2 protein-coding genes (1 of these 2 running past the window's edge) are annotated in these 23,656 nt (G+C 62.9%); both read left to right on the top strand.

Features of this window, described 5'->3' with window-relative positions:
- Positions 1–12,321, top strand: a complete 12,321-nt coding sequence (locus ACRRSD_RS24790) for a non-ribosomal peptide synthase/polyketide synthase (protein WP_435035861.1) — start codon at positions 1–3, stop codon at positions 12,319–12,321.
- Positions 12,321–23,656: the 5' portion of a non-ribosomal peptide synthase/polyketide synthase gene (locus tag ACRRSD_RS24795; protein ID WP_435035863.1), read on the top strand. Its footprint extends 3,652 nt past the window's final position; 11,336 of the gene's 14,988 nt are visible here — the first part of the coding sequence; its start codon is at positions 12,321–12,323; its stop codon lies off the right edge, out of view. The genes ACRRSD_RS24790 and ACRRSD_RS24795 overlap by 1 nt, the downstream gene beginning before the upstream one ends.

Raw genomic sequence — 23,656 nt, forward strand, 5'->3', positions numbered from 1 at the left:
ATGAATGCTGAAGACTCCTTGAAACTTGCTCGCCGGTTTATCGGGTTGCCCCTGGAAAAGCGCCAGATGTTCCTCGCGGCCCTGCAAAAGGAGGGCGTGGATTTCGCCCGGTTTCCGATTCCGGCCGGAATCGAAGCCGAGGATCGCCAAGCGTTGTCCTACGCGCAGCGGCGCATGTGGTTTCTCTGGCAGCTCGATCCGCAGAGCGGTGCCTACAACCTGCCGGGCGCAGTGCGCATGAGCGGTCGCCTGAACCTCAGCGCGCTGGAGCAAGCCTTCGCCAGCCTGGTCGAGCGTCACGAAACCCTGCGCACGGTGTTCCAGCGTCAGGCCGACGACTGCTTGCTGCAAGTGCCGGCCAGCGCGCCGTTGCTGATCAAACATGAAGACTTCAGCGCGCTGCCGGTCCTCGAGCGTGAGCAGGCCGTGGTCCGCGCTGCCGAACTGCAATCGGTGCTGCCGTTCGATCTGGCCGTCGGCCCGCTGCTGCGGGTGACTTTGCTCAAGCTTGCCGAGCAGGAACATGTCCTGCTGCTGACCCTGCACCACATCGTCTCCGATGGCTGGTCGATGAATGTGCTGATCGACGAGTTCATCCGTTGCTACGACGCTTTCGACGCCGGCCAGCCACCACAGCTGTCCGCGTTGCCGATCCAGTACAGCGACTATGCCTTGTGGCAGCGCCGTTGGCTGGAGGCGGGCGAGCAGGCGCGCCAACTCGATTACTGGCAAGCCCAACTGGGCGACGAACACCCGGTGCTGGAGCTGCCGCTGGATCATGCCCGCCCGGCGATGCCGAGCTATCGCGGCACCCGTTACGAATTCGCCATCGATGGGCAATTGGCCGAACAGCTGCGCCACACCGCGCAGCAGCATCAGGTCACTTTATTCATGTTGTTGCTCGGTGCCTTCAACGCACTGCTGCATCGCTATACCGGCCAGACCGACATCCGTGTCGGCGTGCCGATTGCCAACCGCAACCGTGGCGAAATCGAAGGGCTGATCGGCTTCTTCGTCAACACCCAAGTGCTGCGCACCCGACTGGACGGGCAGACCCGGGTCGACGACTTGTTGCGCGCGATCAAGGACACCGCGCTCGGTGCTCAGGCGCATCAGGATCTGCCGTTCGAACAACTGGTCGAAGCGCTGAAACTGGAACGCAGCCTCAGTCACACGCCGCTGTTCCAGGTGATGTACAACCACCAGCCGCAAGTGGCCGATATTGCCAGCCTCAGCACCGCCTCCGGCCTGGTGCTCGACAGCCTCGACTGGCAGAGCCGCACCACCCAGTTCGACCTGACCCTCGATACTTATGAGAAGGGCGGCAAGTTGCACGCGGCGCTGACGTACGCCAGCGACTTGTTCGAGGCTTCGACCATCGAGCGCATGGCCCGCCACTGGTTGCGCTTGCTCTCGGCCATGGTCGCCGATCCGGCGCAACGCATCGGCGAATTGCCGCTGCTGGAAGCCGAGGAGCAGCGCACGCTGGTGCATGACTGGAACAACGTCCACGCGGTGTATCCGACCGAAACACCGATACACCAACTGATCGAAGCGCAGGTGGCGCGCACACCGAATGCGCCGGCGCTGGTGTTCGGCGAGCAGACCCTGAGCTACGCCGAACTGGATGCCCGCGCCAACCGCCTCGCGCATCTGCTGCGTGAGCAAGGTGTGCGGGCCGACAGTCTGGTCGGTGTGTGCGCCCTGCGTTCGGTGGAAATGGTCGTCGCGCTGCTGGCGATTCTCAAGGCTGGCGGCGCTTATGTGCCACTCGATCCGGAGTACCCGCAGGAACGTCTGGCCTACATGATCGAGGACAGCGGCATCACCTTGCTGCTGACCCAGGATGCTTTGCGGGCATCGCTGCCGACTGACGGCGTGCAGGTCATCACACTGGATCAGCCGGGTCTGCTCGACAGCTTCAGCGACAGCCGTGTTGAAGTCAGCGTCGATTCGCTGAACCTGGCTTATGTGATTTACACCTCGGGTTCCACCGGTAAACCGAAAGGCGCCGGCAACAGCCACGCCGCGCTGGTCAACCGCTTGTGCTGGATGCAAGAAGCCTACGGGCTCGACGCCAGCGATTCGGTGTTGCAGAAAACCCCGTTCAGTTTCGACGTGTCGGTCTGGGAATTCTTCTGGCCGCTGCTGACCGGTGCGCGTCTGGTGGTTGCTGCGCCGGGTGCGCACCGCGATCCGCTGCAACTGATCGACACCATCAACCGCTATGGCATCAGCACGCTGCACTTTGTGCCGTCGATGTTGCAGGCGTTCATTCACGAGGCGGGCGTTGAAAGCTGCGTGGGCCTCAAGCGCATCGTCTGCAGCGGTGAAGCGCTGCCGCTGGACGCACAACTGCAAGTCTTCGCCAAGCTGCCGAACGCCGGCCTCTACAACCTTTACGGCCCGACCGAAGCGGCCATCGACGTGACCCACTGGACCTGCGTTGACGAAGGCGCCGACAGCGTGCCGATCGGTCGGCCGATCGCCAACCTGCGCACCCATGTGCTTGATGCCGAGCTGCTGCCGGTACCGAGTGGCGTGGCCGGCGAACTGTACCTGGGCGGCGCCGGTCTGGCGCGCAGTTATCACCAGCGTCCGGCGCTGACCGCCGAGCGTTTTGTGCCGTGCCCGTTCCACGACGGCGCGCGGCTGTACCGCACCGGTGACCGGGTGCGTCAGCGCGCCGACGGCGTGATCGAATACCTCGGTCGTCTCGACCATCAAGTGAAATTGCGCGGTCTGCGCATCGAGCTGGGCGAAATCGAAACGCGCCTGATGCAGCACCCGCTGGTGCGCGAAGCGGTGGTGCTGGTGCAGGGCGGCAAGCACCTGGTGGCTTACCTGGTGCTGGAACAGGCTCAGCCGGACGAGCAGTGGCAGCAGGACGTCAAGGCGTGGCTGCTTGGCAGCCTGCCGGAATTCATGGTGCCGACTTACCTGATCACGCTGACCAAACTGCCGGTGACCGCCAACGGCAAACTCGACCGTAAAGCCTTGCCGCAACCGGACGCCGCGCCGCAACAAGCATTCGCTGCCCCGCAGAATGCGCTGGAAAAAGCCTTGGCGGCGATCTGGGAAGACGTGCTCGGCCTTGAGCGCGTCGGCCTCGAAGACAACTTCTTCGAACTGGGCGGCGACTCGATCATTTCGATTCAAGTGGTCAGCCGTGCGCGACAGGCCGGGATTCGTCTCAGCCCGCGTGACCTGTTCCAGTACCAGACGGTGCGCAGCCTCGCGCTGGTGGCGACGCTGGATAATCAGACCTCGATGGATCAAGGGCCGGTGACCGGCGACGCCGTGCTCGGGCCGATTCAACAGCATTTCTTCAGCCGCGCGATGCCGCTGCGTGAGCACTGGAACCAGTCGCTGCTGCTGACCCCGCGCGACAGCTTGAATGCGCAGTGGCTGGATGCCGCGCTGACGCAGGTGATCAATCATCACGACGCCTTGCGCCTGCGCTTTGGCGAAAGCGCCGACGGCTGGCAGCAAAACCATGGCCCGCTGGTGGACAGCGCTGACCTGTGGTTGCGTGACGCCGAGTCGGCTGAGCAATTGCAGGCGCTGTGCAACGAAGCCCAGCGCAGCCTCGATCTGCAAAACGGTCCGCTGCTGCGTGCATTGCTGGTGACGATGGCCGATGGCACTCAGCGCGTGGCGTTGATCATTCACCACTTGGCAGTGGACGGCGTTTCCTGGCGGGTGTTGCTGGAAGATCTGCAGCAGGCTTACGAGCAACTGGCGGCGGGCGGCGGCATTCAGTTGCCGGCCAAGACCAATGCCTTCCAGAACTGGACCGCGCGCCTCGAAAGCGCCGCTTCACGCTTCGATGAACAACTGGGTTACTGGAAAGCCCAGCATCAGGGCGCGACGGACCTGCCGTGCGAACGTCCCGATGGCAGCCTGCAAAACCTGCACGGCGAGAAAATCGAATGGCGCCTCGACGCCGAGCGCACTCGCCAGTTGCTGCAACAGGCACCGGCCGCGTATCGCACGCAGGTCAACGATCTATTGCTCACCGCATTGGCGCGCACCATCAGCCGCTGGAGCCAGCAGCCGGGCACGTTGATCGAACTGGAAGGGCATGGCCGCGAAGACCTGTTCGATGACATCGACCTGACCCGCACCGTGGGTTGGTTCACCAGTCTGTTCGCGGTCAAGCTGACGGCTGCCGATGATCTCGACGGTTCGATCAAGGCGATCAAGGAGCAGCTGCGCGCGGTGCCGGACAAAGGTCTGGGCTACGGCGTGCTGCGTTATCTGGCGGCACCGGCGGTGCGCGCCGAACTGGCGGAGTTGGCGCCGCCACGGATTACCTTCAACTACCTCGGCCAGTTCGATCGTCAGTTCGACGACGCGGCGCTGTTCGTACCGTCCGCCGAAACCAGCGGTGTCGCGCAGGATCCGGCCGCGCCTCTGGCCAACTGGCTGACCGTGGAAGGTCAGGTGTATGGCGGTGAACTGTCGATGAGCTGGGGTTTCAGCCGCGAAATGTTCGACAGCACTACCGTGCAGAAACTGGTGGATCAGTACGCCAGCGAACTGCATGCGCTGATCGAGCATTGCTGCACGTTGCAAGCCGCGCAAGCGACGCCGTCGGACTTCCCGCTGGCGCGCGTGACGCAAGCGCAACTGGATGCGCTGCCGGTGCCGGCAGGTCAGCTCGACGATGTCTATCCTCTGTCGCCGATGCAGCAGGGCTTGCTGTTCCATACCCTTTACGAGCAAGCGGCGGGTGAGTACATCAACCAGTTGCGCGTCGACGTCCAGGGTCTCGATCCCGAGCGGTTCCGCGCTGCGTGGCAGGCCACCGTCGATGCGCAGGACATTCTGCGCAGCGGGTTCGTCTGGCAGGGTGAGTTGGCGCACCCGCTGCAGATCGTCCACAAACAGGTGCAACTGCCGTTCAGCATTCTTGACTGGCGCGACCGCGACGATCAGCCCGCAGTGCTCGCGGCGTTGGCCGATGCCGAGCGTCAGCAGGGTTTCGATCTGAGCTGTGCGCCACTGCTGCGACTGGTTCTGGTGCAGACCGGTGCCGAGCAATGGCATTTGATTTACACCCATCACCACATCCTCATGGACGGCTGGAGCAACTCGCAGTTGCTCGGCGAAGTCTTGCAGCGCTACAGCGGCCGTACGCCGCTGAATGGCGGCGGCCGTTATCGTGATTACATCGCCTGGCTGCAACGTCAGGACGGCCAATTGAGTCAGGACTACTGGAGCGGCCAATTGGCCGCCCTGCAAGAGCCGACGCGACTGGCGCGCGCAGCCACGGGCGGCGAGAACCTCAGCGGTCACGGCGATCACTACCTGACACTCGACGTGCAGCGTACGCAGGCACTGGAAACCTTTGCCCGCCAGCAAAAAGTCACCGTCAACACCTTGGTGCAAGCGGCGTGGCTGCTGTTGCTGCAACGCTATACCGGTCACGAAACCGTGGCGTTCGGTGCGACCGTGGCTGGGCGGCCGGCGGATCTGCCGGGCATCGAGCAGCAGGTCGGCCTGTTCATCAACACCTTGCCGGTGATCGGCGCGCCGCGTCCGGATCAAAGCGTTGGCAGCTGGCTGCAAGCGGTACAGGCGCAAAACCTCAGCCTGCGCGACTTCGAACACACGCCGCTGGCCGATATCCAGCGTTGGGCCGGGCAGGGCGGTGAAGCACTGTTCGACAACATTCTGGTGTTCGAAAACTACCCGATTGCCCAGGCGCTGAGTCAGGCCGGGCAAGGGCTGACATTTGGCGAGGTCGGTAACCTCGAGCAGACGCACTATGCGCTGAGCGTGGCCGTTACGCTCGGTCAGCAACTGGCTTTGCACTACAGCTTCGATCGCGGCCAGTTCGCCACCGATGTCATCGCCGGTATCAGCGCGCACCTGCTGCAATTGCTCGAGCAGTTCGCCGTGTCGGCCGAGCGCAACCTCGGTGAAATCGCTTTGGCGGACGCGCAAGAGCAGGCGCGCCAGCAAGCCGAAAACCAGCCGCAGCCGTACCCGCTGGACATCGGCGTGCATCAGCGCATTGCCGCGCTGGCCGCAGAAAATCCGCAACGCACGGCGGTGATCTTCAACGGTCAGCGTTTCAGCTACGGTGAGATCGACCTGCGCGCCAACCAACTGGCACACGCGCTGATCGCCCGTGGCGTCGGCGCGGAAACCCGCGTCGGTGTCGCGCTGCCGCGCAGTGAGTCGGTGATCGTCGCACTGCTGGCCGTGCTCAAGGCCGGCGGCGCTTATGTGCCGCTGGACACCAGCTACCCCCGCGAACGTCTGGCTTATCTGATCGAAGACTCCGGGCTGGCGCTGCTGATCAGCGACTCGTCGGTGTCGGCGCAATTGCCGGTCGATGAATCGGTGCCGTTGCTGGAACTGGATCGTCTCGATTTGCGTGAGTTGCCGGTCAAGGCGCCACAGGTGCAGCTCGATCCGCACAACCTCGCCTACGTGATCTACACCTCCGGTTCCACCGGCAATCCGAAAGGCGTCAGCGTCGCCCACGGCCCGCTGGCCATGCACTGCCAGGCCATCGGCCAACGCTATGAAATGCGTGACAGCGACTGTGAGTTCCACTTCATGTCGTTCGCCTTCGACGGTGCCCACGAACGCTGGCTGACCAGCCTGACCCACGGCGCGTCGCTGCTGATTCGCGACGACACGTTGTGGACGCCGGAGCAGACCTACAACGCGATGATCGAACACGGCGTGACCGTGGTCGCATTCCCGCCGGTGTACCTGCAACAACTGGCCGAACACGCCGAGCGCGTCGGTAACCCGCCGAAAGTGCGGATCTATTGCTTCGGCGGTGATGCAGTGCCGAACGCGAGTTTCGAGCGGGTCAAGCGTGCGCTCGATCCGGACTACATCATCAACGGTTACGGCCCGACCGAAACCGTGGTCACGCCGCTGATCTGGAAGGCCGGTCGCGAGGTGCCATGCGGTGCAGCCTATGCGCCAATCGGCAGCCGTATCGGTGACCGCAGCGCCTACGTGCTCGACGCCGATCTGAACCTGCTGCCGCAAGGCATGGCCGGTGAGTTGTACCTCGGTGGCACGGGGTTGGCGCGGGGTTATCTGAACCGTCCGGGGCTGACTGCCGAGCGCTTCGTCGCGGACCCGTTCAGCATTACCGGTGGCTTGCTTTATCGCACTGGCGACCTTGTTCGCCAGCGTGTCGATGGCACGTTCGACTACCTGGATCGCATCGATAATCAGGTGAAGATTCGTGGCTTCCGCATTGAGCTGGGCGAAGTCGAAGCAGCCCTGCAAGCGCTCGACGGCGTGCGCGAAGCGGTGGTCGTGGCGCAGGAGGGCAGCGCCGGCAGTGGCAAGCGTCTGGTGGCGTACGTGGTCGGCGATGCAAGCCGTGCCGACTTCACCGACGATCTGCGTGCGCAACTGAAAGCCACGTTGCCAGCGCACATGGTGCCGGCTTACGTGCTGCGTCTGGAGCGCATGCCGCTGACACCGAACGGCAAACTCGATCGCAAGAACCTGCCGAAACCGGACGTCAGCCAACTGCAACAAACTTACGTTGCACCGCAAACGGCGCTGGAGCAGCAACTGGCAACGATCTGGCAAGACGTGCTCAAACTTGAGCAGGTCGGTATCAGCGACAACTTCTTCGAGCTGGGCGGCGACTCGATCATCTCGATTCAAGTGGTCAGCCGCGCGCGGCAGGTCGGGATTCGCTTTACACCGAAAGACCTGTTCCAGCACCAGACCATTGCGGCGCTGGCCGTGGTCGCGCAGACCGGTGAAGCGTTGCAATTGATCGATCAACAACCGGTGACGGGCAGCACGGCGCTGCTGCCGATTCATCAGGAGTTCTTCGCGCAGGCCATTCCCGATCGTCATCACTGGAACCAGTCGGTGATGCTCAAACCCAATCAACCCCTGAATGCTCACGTGCTCGAGCAGGCGCTGGATGCCTTGGTGCTGCATCACGACAGCTTGCGCCTGGACTTTGTCGAGCAGGCTGACGGCTGGGTCGCGCAATACCGTGATGCTGCAACGCAAGCCGGCGAGACCACCCTCTGGCAAGTCGAGGTCGCTGACCTCGCGGCGCTGGAGGCCCTGGGTGAAAAGGCCCAGCGCAGTCTGCAATTGAGCGGCGGCTCGCTGATTCGCGCGGTGTTGGCGAACCTGGCTGACGGTACGCAACGCCTGTTGCTGATCGTGCATCACCTGGTGGTCGATGGCGTGTCGTGGCGGATTCTGTTCGAAGACCTGCAAAACGCTTATCGGCAGATCCTCGCGGGTAACCCCGTGCAATTGCCGGCCAAGACCAGCGCAGTCAAAGCCTGGGCAGCAGCGTTGCAGGACTATGCGGCAACCCCGGCGCTGCAAACCGAACTGGGCTTCTGGCAGCAGCAGTTGCAGGGCGCTTCGGCTGCCTTGCCCTACGACCATCCGCACGGCGGGCAGCAACACGATCAGGCGCTGACGATCCGCAGCAAACTGGACAAAGCCCTGACCCGTCAACTCTTGCAGGATGCGCCACAGGCCTATCGCACGCAGGTCAACGATCTGCTCCTGACCGCACTGGCGCGAGTGATGGTGCGCTGGACCGGCGCTGACAACGCGTTGGTCTTGCTTGAGGGCCATGGTCGCGAAGACTTGTTCGACAGCATCGACCTGACCCGCACCGTGGGCTGGTTCACCAGTGTGTTTCCGGCGCGTCTGTCGCCGGTGGCCGAATTGGGTGCATCGCTCAAACAGGTCAAGGAGCAACTGCGGGCAATTCCGCACAAAGGCATCGGCTTCGGTGCGCTGGCGTATCTGGGTGATGCGCTGGCTCGCGAAACTCTGCAGGCCTTGCCGGCGCCGCGCCTGACCTTCAACTATCTGGGCCAGTTCGACGGCAGCTTCGACGCGGCCGACCAAGCCTTGTTTGTGCCGACCAGCGAAGCCGGCGGTGCCGAAGTCAATATGCAAGGGCCGCTGGGCAATCCGTTGGCGCTGAATGGCAAAGTCTTCGGCGGTGAACTGGACCTGAGCTGGACCTACAGTGGCGCCATGTTCGACGCCGCGACCATTCAGCGTCTGGCCGATGACTACGTGCAAGAGCTGACCGCACTGATCGGCCATTGCTGCGACACCGGCAATCGTGGCGTGACGCCGTCGGACTTCCCGCTGGCGCACCTGTCGCAAGCGCAACTGGATGCGCTGGTGCTGGAACCGCAAGGTATCGATGACATCTATCCGCTGTCGCCGATGCAGCAAGGCATGTTGTTCCACACCTTGCTCGAACACGGCAATGGCGACTACATCAACCAGATGCGCCTCGACGTCGATGGTGTCGATCCGCAGCGTTTCCACGCGGCCTGGCAAGCGGTGGTGGATGCGCACGATATCCTGCGCAGTGGTTTCTTCTGGCAGGGCGACTTGCCGCAACCGGTGCAAGTGGTGCAGCGCCAGGTCGAGGTGCCGTTCAGCGTGCTCGACTGGAACGGCAAGGCTAATCTGGATTCGGCGTTGCAAACCCTGGCTGATGAGGAGCGTGCACTGGGGCTGGATCTCAACAGTGCGCCGTTGTTGCGCCTGGTGCTGGTGCGCACGGCGACTGATCGTCATCACCTGATCTACACCAACCATCACATCCTGATGGATGGCTGGAGCAGCGCGCAGTTGCTCGGCGAAGTGTTGCAGCATTACCGCGGTGAAGCGGTACCTCGTCCGGCGGGTCGCTATCGCGACTACATCGGCTGGCTGCAGCGTCAGGATGCGGCGGCTGCCGAGAATTACTGGCTGGCAACGCTGGAACACCTGCAAGAGCCGACGCGTCTGGCCAATGCCATTGCGCGGCCAATCGACGCTTTGCCAAGTGTCGGTTATGGCGACCATTACCAAGTACTGGACGCCGACCTGAGCGTACGTCTGGGTGAATTTGCCCGTGCCTCGAAAGTCACCGTCAACACGCTGGTACAAGCCGCGTGGCTGTTGCTGTTGCAGCGTTACACCGGCAAAGACTGCGTGGCGTTCGGCGCGACCGTAGCCGGACGTCCGGCGGATCTGCCGGGAGCCGAGGAGCAGATCGGTCTGTTCATCAACACCTTGCCGGTCGTTGCCGCGCCGCAAGCGCAGCAGAGTCTGGCCAGTTGGCTGCAAGCCGTGCAGGCGCAGAACCTCGCTTCACGCGAGTTCGAACACACGCCACTGGCGGACATTCAGCGCTGGGCCGGGCAGGGCGGTGATGCGTTGTTCGACAGCCTGATGGTGTTCGAGAACTACCCGATTGGCGAAGCGCTGGAGCGCGGCGCGCCGCAGGGTTTGCGTTTCGGTGCAGTGGTCAATCAGGAGCAGACCAACTATCCGTTGACCTTGCTGGTGAGCATGGGCGCGCAACTGTCGGTGCATTTCAGTTATCAGCGCGACAGTTTTGCGGCGGCCAGCGTGGCGCAGTTGGGCGCGCATTTGCAGCGCCTGCTCAGCCAGATGAGCGGCGCGGGCGAACGCTTGCTCAGCGAGTTGAACCTGATCGACAAAGGCCCAAGTGTCGAGACCGATTTCGTCGCCGAGCAGTGCATTCATCAAGCCATCGCTCGCCAAGTGACGGCGGCCCCGGATGCGCTGGCGGTGACCTTCGCCGATACACAACTGACCTACGCCGAACTGGACGCGCAGGCCAATCGTCTGGCGCACAAACTGATCGAGTTGGGTGTCGGCCCGGAAGTGCGCGTGGGCGTGGCGATGCCGCGTTCCGAGCAGTTGCTGATTGCCTTGCTGGCGGTGCTCAAATCCGGCGGCGCCTATGTGCCGCTGGACCCGGATTACCCGGCGGATCGCGTTGCCTACATGCTCGAAGACAGCCGTGCGCGGGTGCTGCTCACTGAGCAAGCGGTCGCTGCGACGCTGAGCGTGCCGGGCGATACGCAAGTGCTGCTGATGGATCAGGTTTCGCTGAACGCTTATCCGGCTAGCGCACCTCAAACATCGGTCACGCCGGACAACCTCGCCTACGTGATCTACACCTCCGGTTCCACCGGCAAACCGAAAGGCGTGGCCATCGCCCATCGCAACGTCATGGCGCTGATCGACTGGTCGGCCAAGGTCTACAGCCGCGACGACATCCAAGGCGTGCTGGCCTCGACTTCGGTGTGCTTCGACCTGTCGGTGTGGGAGCTGTTTGTCACATTGGCCAACGGCGGTTCGCTGATCATTGCGCGTAACGCTTTGGAGCTGGCGAACCTGCCGGCGCGTGATCAGGTCCGCCTGATCAACACCGTGCCGTCGGCGATCGCTGCCCTGCAACGCGCCGGGCAGATTCCGCCGAGCGTGCGCATCATCAATCTGGCTGGCGAACCACTCAAGCAAGGCCTGGTCGACGCGCTGTATCAGCAGTCGACGGTCGAGCACGTTTACGACCTGTACGGCCCGTCGGAAGACACCACCTATTCGACCTGGACCCGCCGCATTGCCGGTGGCCAGCCGCGCATCGGTCGTGCCCTCGATCACAGCGCCAGCCATTTGCTCGACGCCGATCTGCAAGCGGTGCCGCAAGGGATATCCGCCGAGCTGTACCTGTCCGGCGCCGGTATCACCCGTGGTTATCTGGGCCGTGCGGCGATGACCGCCGAGCGCTTTGTGCCGAACCCGTTCGTCGGCAATGGTGAGCGCATGTACCGCACCGGCGACTTGATTCGTGAACGCGAAGAGGGTGCGCTGGAGTACATGGGCCGGATCGACCATCAGGTGAAAATTCGTGGATTCCGCATCGAACTGGGCGAGATCGAGGCGCGATTGCTCGCGCAACCGGCCGTCACCGAAGCGGCGGTGCTGGCCGTTGAAGGAGAGGGCGGTGCGCAACTGGTGGCCTATGTGGTCGCCCCGCAGCTGGATCTGTACGACGGTGCAGCGCAGCGGCAACTGCGCGACGGACTAAAGACTGGCCTCAAGTCTTCGTTACCTGACTACATGATTCCCGCGCACCTGCTGTTCCTTGAGCAGTTGCCACTGACGCCCAACGGCAAACTCGACCGCAAGGCCCTGCCAGCGGTGGATGCCAGCCAGATGCAGGCCGCGTATATCGCGCCGCAGAGTGAGCTTGAGCAGCAGGTCGCGGCGATCTGGCAGCAAGTGCTCGAGGTTGAACGCATTGGTCTGAACGATCACTTCTTCGAACTGGGCGGGCACTCGCTGCTGGCGGTCAACGTGGTGTCGCGCATGGCCCTTGAACTGGGCCTGACGCTGACCCCGCAACTGTTATTCCAGCACCCCGTCCTGAGCGACTTTGTCGCTCGACTCGATACAGGAGGCGGGGCAATCAACGAACAGAAACTGAGCAAGCTGGAAGCCCTGCTTGACGATATGGAGGAAGTCTGATGGACAAGAGTGTTGCTTTGAGGGTAGCCAAGCGCTTTATCACTCTGCCGCTGGACAAACGTAAGCTGTACCTGGAAAAGATGCTCGAAGAGGGCGTCTCTCCGGCCAACCTGCCGATCCCGGAAACACGTTCCGGGTTCGCCGCCATTCCTCTGTCGTACGCTCAGGAACGTCAGCTGTTCCTCTGGCAAATGGACCCGCACAGCACCGCGTATCACATTCCCAGCGCCTTGCGCCTCAAGGGCGAGCTGGACGTGGCGGCGCTGGAACGAAGCTTCAATGCCGTGGCCGCGCGCCATGAAAGCTTGCGCACCACGTTTGCCGAGCACAGCGAAACCTTCTGCCAGGTGATTCACCCGCAGTTGCCGCTAAACATCACCCTGACACCGTTGCCGGCCGGCCTCGACGCCGCTGGCGCAGAAGCGGCGATCAAGGCGTTCGTTGAAGGCGAAACCGCGCGCCCGTTCAATCTGCAACAGGGCCCGCTGCTGCGCGTGGCACTGCTGCAAGTGGCGCCAGACGATCATGTGCTGGTGTTGATCCAGCACCACATCATCTCTGATGGCTGGTCGATCAAAGTGCTGGTCAACGAGCTGATCCAGCATTACGCCGCCGACACCGCCGGGCAGCCGTTGAGCCTGCCGGAACTGGAGGTGCAATACGCCGACTACGCGATCTGGCAGCGCCACTGGCTGGAAGCGGGTGAGCGTGAGCGGCAACTGGCTTACTGGATCAAGACGCTGGACGGCGAGCAGCCGGTGCTGGAGTTGCCCGTCGACTTTCCGCGCCCGGCGGTGCAAAGCCTGCGCGGTGCACGCCTGCAACTGGACCTGCCAGCCGCCCTCGGCGATGCGCTCAAGCAATTGGCCCAGCGCGAAGGCGCCAGCCTGTTCATGGTGTTGCTGGCGTCGTTTCAGGCGTTGCTGCATCGCTACAGCGGTCAGGCGCAGATTCGCGTCGGCGTGCCGACCGCCAACCGCAATCGGGTCGAGACTGAAGGCCTGATCGGCTTCTTCGTCAACACCCAGGTGCTGAATGCCGAGGTGAATGGTCAACTGCCGTTCAACCAATTGCTGGCGCAAGTCAAGCAAGCGGCGATGGCCGCGCAGGCGCATCAGGATCTGCCGTTCGAGCAGTTGATCGAAGCGCTGCAACCGGAACGCAGCCTGAGCCACAGCCCGGTGTTCCAGGTGATGTTCAACCACCAGGCCAGTCGTGACCAGAGCCGTGGCGCGGTGCAACTGCCGCAACTGAGTGTCGAGGATGTGCAGTGGGAAGGGCGCACCGCGCAATTCGACCTGACCCTCAATACCTATGAATCGAATGACGGTTTCGCCGCCGAGCTGACCTACGCCACCGATCTGTTCAAGCCGGAAACGGTCGAGCGTCTGGCGCGTCACTGGCAGAACCTGTTGCAGGGGATCATCGCCGCGCCAACCCAGCGGGTCGGTGAACTGCCGCTGCTGGAAAGTGCTGAACACGGCGTGTTGTTGCAAGACTGGTTGCGCGTAGCGGATCACAGTGCGCAGGCCGAGTGCGTGCAACAGGACTTTGCCTTGCAGGCGCAGCAAAACCCGCAGGCGACGGCGCTGATCATTGGCGACGATGTACTGACGTATGGCGAACTGGATGCCCGGGCCAACCAACTGGCGCACAAACTGATCGAGGCCGGCGTCGGCGCGGACCAAGTGGTCGGCATCGCGGTCGAGCGCAGCGTCGAAATGATCGTCGGCCTGCTGGCGATCCTCAAGGCCGGTGGTGCTTATGTACCGCTGGACCCGGCGTATCCCGAGGATCGTCTGGCTTACATGATCGAGGACAGCGGCCTGCCATTGCTGCTGACCCAAGCGCATTTGCAAGCGCAGTTGCCGATCCCGGCGGGTGTGCAAACCCTGTTGCTCGATCAGCCAGGTGACTGGCTGGCGGCTTACCCACAGACCGCGCCGAGCGTCGCCGTCAATGGTGAACATCTGGCGTACACGATCTACACCTCCGGGTCCACCGGTAAACCGAAAGGTGTGATGGTGCGCCACGCGGCGCTGCGCAACTTTGTCGCGAGCATGATCAAGCAGCCGGGGATTGCCGCTGCGGATCGCATGCTATCGCTGACCACGTTCTCGTTCGATATTTTCGGCCTGGAAATCTATGGCCCACTGCTGGCTGGCGCCTGTGTGGTGCTGACCGGCAAGGACGTGCATCAAGACCCGCAAGCGGTGCTGGCGTTGATCGAGCGTCACGCCGTTAGCGTGCTGCAAGCCACGCCATCGACCTGGCGCATGCTGCTCGATAACGAGCACGCGGCGATTCTCAAGGGCCGCACGTTCCTCTGCGGCGGTGAAGCACTGCCGCAGGAACTGGCCCAGCGCATGCTGGCGCTGACGCCGAGCGTGTGGAACCTCTATGGCCCGACCGAAACCACGATCTGGTCGGCGCAACATGCGCTGAGTGCGGACCACAGCCGCCCGTTTCTCGGTACGCCGATCGACAACACCGCGCTGTACATTCTCGGCAGCGACCTTGAGCTGAATCCGCTCGGCGCACCCGGTGAATTGCTGATCGGTGGTGACGGTCTGGCGCGCGGTTATTTCCAGCGCCCGAGCCTGACCGCCGAACGTTTTGTGCCGGACCCTTTCTCGGCTACCGGCGCCCGTCTGTACCGCACCGGCGACCTGACCCGTTATCGCGCAGAAGGCGTGATCGAGTACATCGGGCGCATCGACCATCAGGTGAAAATCCGTGGTTTCCGTATCGAGCTTGGCGAGATCGAAGCGCGTTTGCTCGCACTCGACAGCGTGCGCGAAACCGTGGTGGTCGCTCAGGACGGCCCGACCGGTCCGCAACTGGTCGGCTATGTGGTGCCATCCGCGAGCACGATTGATGAAGTCGTACTGCGCGCTGAATTGAAAGCCAGCCTCAAGGCCGAACTGCCGGAATACATGGTGCCGGCGCACCTGCTGTTCCTCGCGCAACTGCCGCTGACCCCCAATGGCAAAGTCGACCGCAAAGCCTTGCCGGCGCCCGACGCCAGCCAGTTGCAGTCAACCTATATCGCGCCGCAAACCGCGACTCAACACGCCGTCGCCGAAATCTGGCAAGCAGTGCTCAAGCTTGAGCGTGTCGGTCTCAGTGACAACTTCTTCGAACTCGGCGGCCATTCCTTGTTGGTAACGCAAGTGGTCTCCCGTGTGCGTCAGGCGCTGAACGTTCAAGTGCCGCTGCGCACGCTGTTCGAGCACAGCACGCTGGAAGATTTCGTTGCCGCGCTGGGTGTCGATCAGGCCACTCAGGAACCGCCGATTGTTGCCTTGCCACGCCTGCAACCGCTGGCGCTTTCCTATGCGCAGGAGCGTCAGTGGTTCCTCTGGCAGCTGGAACCGACCAGCACCGCTTACCACGTTCCGGCGGCGCTGCGTCTGCGCGGCGAACTGGATCTGCCGGCGTTGCAGCAAAGCTTCAGTGCGCTGATCGCGCGACACGAATCCCTGCGTACCTGTTTCGTCGAAGAGCACGGTCAGACCCTGCAAGTGATTCAGGCCCACGGCACCTTGGACCTGGAAGTGCAGGACGTTGCAGGGCTGGACGATACGGCGCTGCAAGCGCTGGTCGCCGCAGAAACCCTGCACCTGTTCAACCTGCAGCAAGGCCCGTTGTTGCGGGTGAAATTGCTGCGTTTGGCCGCCAATGATCACGCGCTGGTGATCACCTTGCACCACATCGTCTCTGACGGTTGGTCGATGAACATCATGGTCGATGAACTGGTGGCGCTCTATGCCGCGTACAGCCAGGGCCAGATCGCGCAATTGCCGGCGCTGCCGGTGCAATACGCCGACTACGCCGTGTGGCAAAAGCAGTGGATGGACGCTGGTGAACGCGAGCGTCAGTTGAGCTACTGGACCGCGCAACTCGGCGATGGCGATCAACCGTTGCTGGAGCTGCCGACCGACCGTCCGCGTCCGCCCGAGCAAAGCTATCGCGGCGCGCGTCGCGACATCCCGCTGAGCCTCGAACTGGCCGCTGCCCTCAAGCAAGTCGCGCAGCGTGAAAACGTCACCCTGTTCGCGCTGCTGCTGGCCTCGTTCCAGACCTTGCTGCACCGCTACAGCGGTCAGGCCGACATCCGTGTCGGCGTGCCGGTGGCCAACCGTAACCGGGTCGAGACCGAGGGCCTGATCGGCTTCTTCGTCAACACTCAGGTACTCAAGGCCGAATTCGACAGCCAGCAGACCTTCCGCAGCCTGTTGCAGCAAGTGAAAAACACCGTGCTCGGCGCTCAGGCCCATCAGGATCTGCCGTTCGAGCAACTGGTCGATGCGCTGCAACCGGAACGCAGCCTCAGCCACAGCCCGCTGTTCCAGGTGATGCACAACCACCAGAGCCAGGCGCGTCAGGCACAAGGCGCAACACGCTTGCCGCAACTGCACATCGAAGGCTTGCCTTGGGCGTCGAATACCGCGCAGTTCGACCTGACCCTGAACACCTTCGAATCGACCGATAACGTCTGGGCTGAACTGACCTACGCCACCGACCTGTTCGACGTCGAGACCATCGAGCGCCTGTCGCAACACTGGACGAATCTGCTGCACGGCATCATCGCCGACAGCGGTCAGCGCATTGCCGAACTGCCGCTGCACGACGGCGCCGAACGCGCGGCGACGCTGCTGCAATGGAACCCGGCCGTGGCGGATTTCCCCAACGAGCAGTGCCTGCATCACTTGATCGAAACCCAGGCCGCCCGCGCACCGCAAGCCGTTGCCGTGACGTATGCCGAGCAATCCTTGAGCTACGGTGAACTGAACAGCCGCGCCAATCAGTTGGCCCACAAGCTGATCGCCAGCGGCGTCGGCCCGGACGTGCGTGTCGGCCTCGCGGTGGAGCGCAGCCTCGACATGCTGGTCGGCCTGCTGGCGATTCTCAAGGCTGGCGGTGCGTATGTGCCGCTGGACCCGAGCTATCCGGAAGAGCGTCTGGCCTACATGATCGGCGACAGCGGCATCGGCCTGCTGTTGAGCCAAAGCCACTTGCTTGCGCGCCTGCCCGTGCCGGACTCCGTACGCAGTCTGATGCTCGACCAGGATCGTGAAGACCTTGAGGGCTACAGCGACTGCAACCCGCAGGTGCAGATGAGCGCGGACAACCTCGCGTATGTGATCTACACCTCCGGTTCGACCGGTCAGCCCAAGGGCACCTTGCTCGCCCATCGCAACGTGCTGCGACTGTTCGAAGCCACCGCTGCCTGGTTCGATTTCGGCCCATCGGATGTGTGGAGCCTGTTCCATTCCTACGCCTTCGACTTCTCCGTGTGGGAGATTTTCGGTGCGCTGCTGTACGGCGGCAAACTGGTGGTGGTGCCTTACGAGATCAGCCGTGCGCCGGAAGATTTCTTCGCTTTGCTCTGTCGCGAAGGCATCACTGTACTCAACCAGACGCCCTCGGCGTTCAAGCAACTGATGCAAGTGGCCTGCGCCCCGGAACACGCCGCGCAACAACTGGCGCTGCGCTACGTGGTGTTCGGTGGCGAAGCGCTGGAAGTGAAGAGCCTGCGCCCGTGGTTCGAGCGTTTCGGCGATCAGGCACCGCAACTGATCAACATGTACGGCATCACTGAAACCACCGTGCACGTCACCTACCGGCCGTTGTCGCTGGCCGATTTGCAGCGTGACGCCAGCAGCCCGATCGGCGAGCCGATTCCTGACCTGTCGTGGTACCTGCTCGACGGCGATCTGAACCCGGTGGTCAAAGGCTGCATCGGTGAGCTGTACGTCGGTCGCGCCGGGCTGGCCCGTGGTTATCTGAACCGTGCCGATCTGACCACGTTGCGTTTCATTCCCGATCCGTTTGCCGCTGACGGTGGTCGTCTGTACCGCACCGGCGACCTGGCGCGCTATCGCGCTGACGGCGTGATCGAATACATCGGGCGGATCGACCATCAGGTGAAGATTCGCGGTTTCCGTATCGAACTCGGTGAGATCGAAGCGCAACTGCTCGAACAGGCTGCCGTACGCCAAGCCGTGGTGCTGGCGCAACCGGGTCTCAGCGGTCAACAACTGGTCGCCTGGCTGGTGCCGAGCGACGCTACGTTGCTCGACGCCAGTCCAGCGGAACAGGCGCAATGGCGCGACCGCGTGCGTGCCCAACTCAAGGAAAATCTGCCGGATCACATGATCCCGGCGCACCTGTTGCTGCTCGCGCAATTGCCGCTGACCGCCAACGGAAAACTCAACCGCAGTGCGTTGCCGGCGCCGGATACCAGTCAGGCGCAGCAGGCCTATCAAGCGCCGCAAAGCGAGCTGGAGCAGCGTTTGGCGGCAATCTGGCAAGAGGTGCTGAAGCTGCCGCAAGTCGGCCTGAACGACAACTTCTTCGAACTGGGCGGCGACTCGATCATCTCGATTCAAGTGGTCAGCCGTGCGCGTCAGGCCGGCATTCGCCTCAATCCCAAGGACCTGTTCCAGCACCAGACCATTCAACGTCTGGCCCTGGTCGCGCAATTGGGCGATGACGAGTCGAGCATCGACCAACAAGCGGTCACCGGTGCGGCGTTGTTGCTGCCGATCCAGCAACAGTTTTTCGAAGACGATATCCCTGAGCGTCAGCACTGGAACCAGTCGGTGTTGCTCAAGCCGCGTCAGCCACTGGTCGCGGAGAAAATCGAGCAAGTATTGCGCGCGCTGGTCGCGCATCACGATGCCTTGCGCCTGAGTTTCACTCAGCACGACGGCGTGTGGCAGGCCGAGCACCGCGCGGTTGAAGACCTGCCGCACAACCTGCTGTGGCAGGAAGACGTCGCCGATGCGGCTGCGCTGGAAGCCTTGGGCAACCGCGCGCAGCGCAGCCTCGATTTGCACAACGGACCGCTGTTGCGCGCCGTGTTGGCGAATCTGGCCGATGGCACGCAGCGCTTGCAGTTGGTGATCCATCACCTGGCCGTCGACGGCGTGTCGTGGCGGATTCTGCTGGAAGACCTGCAAAACGCTTATCAGCAATTGCTCGATGCGCAGCCGCTGAGCCTGCCGTCCAAGACCAGCGCCTTCAAGGACTGGAGCGAGCACTTGCAGCGCTACGCCAACAGCGCGGCGTTACAACAGGAACTGGCTTACTGGCAGGCGTGCCTGAGCGATGTCGGCAGCGATCTGCCGTGCAAGCGTATGGACGCCGGTCAGCAGAACGGGCTGGCGCAGACGGTACAGACCAGACTCGGCGCGGAGCTGACCCGGCAACTGCTGCAAGAAGCCCCAGCGGCGTATCGCACTCAGGTCAACGACCTGTTGCTCACCGCACTGGCGCGGGTGATCGGGCGCTGGAGCGGGCAGCCATCGACGCTGATTCAGCTCGAAGGCCATGGTCGCGAAGAACTGTTCGACGGTGTCGATCTGACCCGCACCGTGGGCTGGTTCACCAGTCTGTTCCCGGTGCGTCTGACCCCGGCGGCTACACCGGGCGAGTCGATCAAGCAGATCAAGGAACAACTGCGCGCTATCCCCAGCAAAGGCATCGGTTTCGGCGCACTGCGTCATCTCGGCGATGCTCAGGCACAACAGAGCCTGCGCGCCTTGCCGACCCCGCGCATCACCTTCAACTACCTCGGCCAGTTCGACGGCAGTTTCGAGGGTGATGACGGCGCGCTGTTTGCACCAGCGCCGGACAATGCCGGCCTCGATCAGAGCGCGGACGCGCCGCTGGGCAACTGGCTGACCCTTAACGGTCAGGTGTATGGCGGCGAATTGCGCGTGGGCTGGACGTTCAGCAGCGAGCGTTTCGACAGCGCGGTAATCGAAGCACTGGCGGCGGATTACGCCGAAGAACTGGCGGCGTTGATCGGCCATTGCCTGACCCCAGGCGTTGAAGGCCTGACGCCGTCGGACTTCCCTTTGGCGGCGCTGAGCCAGGCGCAACTCGACGGCTTGCCTTTGCCGGCCCAGCAGATTGCCGATGTCTATCCGCTGTCGGCGATGCAGCAGGGCATGCTGTTCCACAGTCTCTACGAACAGGCCACTGGCGATTACATCAACCAGGTCCGGCTCGACGTCGAAGGCCTCGACCCGCAACGCTTCCAGCAGGCCTGGCAAGCGGCGGTGGACAGCCACGACATCCTGCGCACCAGTTTTGTCTGGCAAGGTGAACTGGCGCGTCCGGTGCAAGTGGTGCACAAGCAACTGGACATGCCATTCAGTGTGCTTGACTGGCGTGAGCGCAGCGATTGCCTGGGCGAGTTGAACGCGCTGGCCGCCGCCGAGCAGGCACAAGGTTTCGACCTGAGCCAGGGGCCGCTGCTGCGTATGGTCGTGGTGCGCCTGGACGATCAGCGTTGCCATTTGATCTACACCAACCACCACATCCTGATGGACGGCTGGAGCAACTCGCAGTTGCTCGGCGAAGTGTTGCAGCGCTACAGCGGCATCGCTCAGCCGGCGCTGGCCGGGCGTTATCGTGATTACATCGAGTGGTTGCAGCGTCAGGACGTGCAGGCCAGCGAACATTACTGGACCGCGCAACTGGCTGACCTCGAGGCACCGACCTTGCTGGCGCAGGCACTTCAGGCACAGCGTGGCGACGCTCAACGGGACGGCCATGGCGAGCACTTCTGCGTGCTCGACGCGGCGCAAACGCGGCAGTTGGGCGAGTTCGCCCGGCAGCAGAAAGTCACTCTCAATACGCTGATTCAAGCGGCCTGGTTGTTGCTGTTGCAGCGCTTGACCGGTCAACAGAGCGTCGCATTCGGCGCTACGGTGGCGGGGCGTCCGACAGAACTCAAAGGCGTCGAGCAGCAGATCGGTCTGTTCATCAACACCTTGCCGGTGATCGCCAGCCCACGTTCGCAATCGAGCGTAGGTGAGTGGTTGCAGAGCGTGCAGGCGCAAAACCTGACGCTGCGTGAGCATGAACACACGCCGTTGTTCGACATTCAGCGTTGGGCGGCGCGCAACGGTGAAGCGCTGTTCGACAACATTCTGGTGTTCGAGAACTATCCGGTATCCGAGGCGCTGGCGCAGGGCGCGCCGCAGGAATTGCGCTTCGGCGAGATCAACAACCATGAACAGACCAACTATCCGCTGACCCTGCTGGTGCACTTGAGCGACGAGTTGTCGATGCACTTCAGCTACCAGTGCGACAGCTTTGCGGCGCACAGCGTTGTGCAGTTGGGCGAATACTTGCAGCGCCTGCTCGGGCAAATGAGTGAGTCGGGCGAGCGTACGCTCAGCGAGTTGAACCTGATCGACAACGGCCCAAGTGCCGAGACCGATTTCGTCACCGAGCTGTGCATTCATCAGGGCATTGCCCGTCAGGTGGCGGCGACGCCGGCTGCCTTGGCGGTGACTTTTGCTGACCAGCAACTGACCTACACCGAACTCGATGCGCAGGCCAATCGTCTGGCGCACAAACTGATCGAGTTGGGTGTCGGCCCGGAAGTGCGCGTGGGCGTGGCGATGCCGCGTTCCGAGCAGTTGCTGATTGCCTTGCTGGCGGTGCTCAAATCCGGCGGCGCCTATGTGCCGCTGGACCCGGATTACCCGGCGGATCGCGTTGCCTACATGCTCGAAGACAGCCGTGCGCGGGTGCTGCTCACTGAGCAAGCGGTCGCTGCGACGCTGAGCGTGCCGGGCGATACGCAAGTGCTGCTGATGGATCAGGTTTCGCTGAACGCTTATCCGGCTAGCGCACCTCAAACATCGGTCACGCCGGACAACCTCGCCTACGTGATCTACACCTCCGGTTCCACCGGCAAACCGAAAGGCGTGGCCATCGCCCATCGCAACGTCATGGCGCTGATCGACTGGTCGGCCAAGGTCTACAGCCGCGACGACATCCAAGGCGTGCTGGCCTCGACTTCGGTGTGCTTCGACCTGTCGGTGTGGGAGCTGTTTGTCACATTGGCCAACGGCGGTTCGCTGATCATTGCGCGTAACGCTTTGGAGCTGGCGAACCTGCCGGCGCGTGATCAGGTCCGCCTGATCAACACCGTGCCGTCGGCGATCGCTGCCCTGCAACGCGCCGGGCAGATTCCGCCGAGCGTGCGCATCATCAATCTGGCTGGCGAACCACTCAAGCAAGGCCTGGTCGACGCGCTGTATCAGCAGTCGACGGTCGAGCACGTTTACGACCTGTACGGCCCGTCGGAAGACACCACCTATTCGACCTGGACCCGCCGCATTGCCGGTGGCCAGCCGCGCATCGGTCGTGCCCTCGATCACAGCGCCAGCCATTTGCTCGACGCCGATCTGCAAGCGGTGCCGCAAGGGATATCCGCCGAGCTGTACTTGTCCGGCGCCGGTATCACCCGTGGTTATCTGGGCCGTGCGGCGATGACCGCCGAGCGCTTTGTGCCCAATCCACTCGCCAGCAACGGCGAGCGCATGTACCGCACCGGCGACCTGATTCGTGAACGCGAAGAGGGTGAGCTGGAATACATGGGCCGCATCGACCATCAGGTGAAGATTCGCGGTTTGCGTATCGAACTCGGCGAAATCGAAGCGCGCCTGGTGGTCCATGTCGCCGTGCGTGAAGCAGTGGTGGTGGCCAGTGAAGTGCAGGGCAGCCAGCAGTTGATCGCCTACCTTGTGCCGAGTGATCCGGCAATAGTCGATGCCAGCGCCGAGCAGCAACGTCAGTTGCATGACAGCCTCAGTAACTGGCTGGGCGCAACGCTGCCGGATTACATGGTGCCGACCCACCGCATGTGGCTGGCGCAGATGCCGCTGACCCCCAACGGCAAGATCGATCGCAAGCGCTTGCCGGCCCTCGAACTGACGGCGGCGCAACAACACGTCGAACCGGTCAATGCCACCGAGCAGGCATTGGTGGGCATCTGGAAAGATGTTCTGGGACTGGCGCAGGTCAGCACCAGCGACAGCTTCTTTGCCTTGGGCGGCGATTCGATCATCTCGATTCAAGTGGTCAGCCGCGCCCGTCAGCAAGGCCTGGAACTGAGTCCGAAAGACCTGTTCCAGCACCCGACCATTGCGCAATTGGCCCTGCGTGTCGAAGCCTCCTGCGATAAGCCGGTGGCAGCACTGATTGAGGTGCCGCTGCATGGTCTGAGTGAGGCGCAAGTCGCCGAGTTGCCGTTGGCGCAGGATCAGTTGGCCGGTCTCTATCGCCTGTCGCCGATGCAGCAGGGCATGCTGTTCCTTGGCCTCAATTCGCCGGAAGCGGATCTCTACATCAACCAGTTGTGCATTCCGGTGCAGGGCCTTGAGCCGGCGCGCTTGAAAGACGCCTGGGCAACCGTCAGTCGACGCCACGATATCCTGCGCACCGGTTTCCTCTGGCAGGACATGGCCGAGCCGTTGCAATTCGTCCTGGCCGACCCGCAATTGCCGATCAGTCTGCTTGACTG

It is taken from the genome of Pseudomonas neuropathica (assembly GCF_051174785.1).
Classification (GTDB): domain Bacteria; phylum Pseudomonadota; class Gammaproteobacteria; order Pseudomonadales; family Pseudomonadaceae; genus Aquipseudomonas; species Aquipseudomonas neuropathica_A.

Coding starts and splice junctions, on each gene's coding strand:
- ACRRSD_RS24790 (WP_435035861.1), top strand. CDS start 1: ATGAATGCTGAAGACTCCTTGAAACTTGCTCGCCGGTTTATCGGGTTG.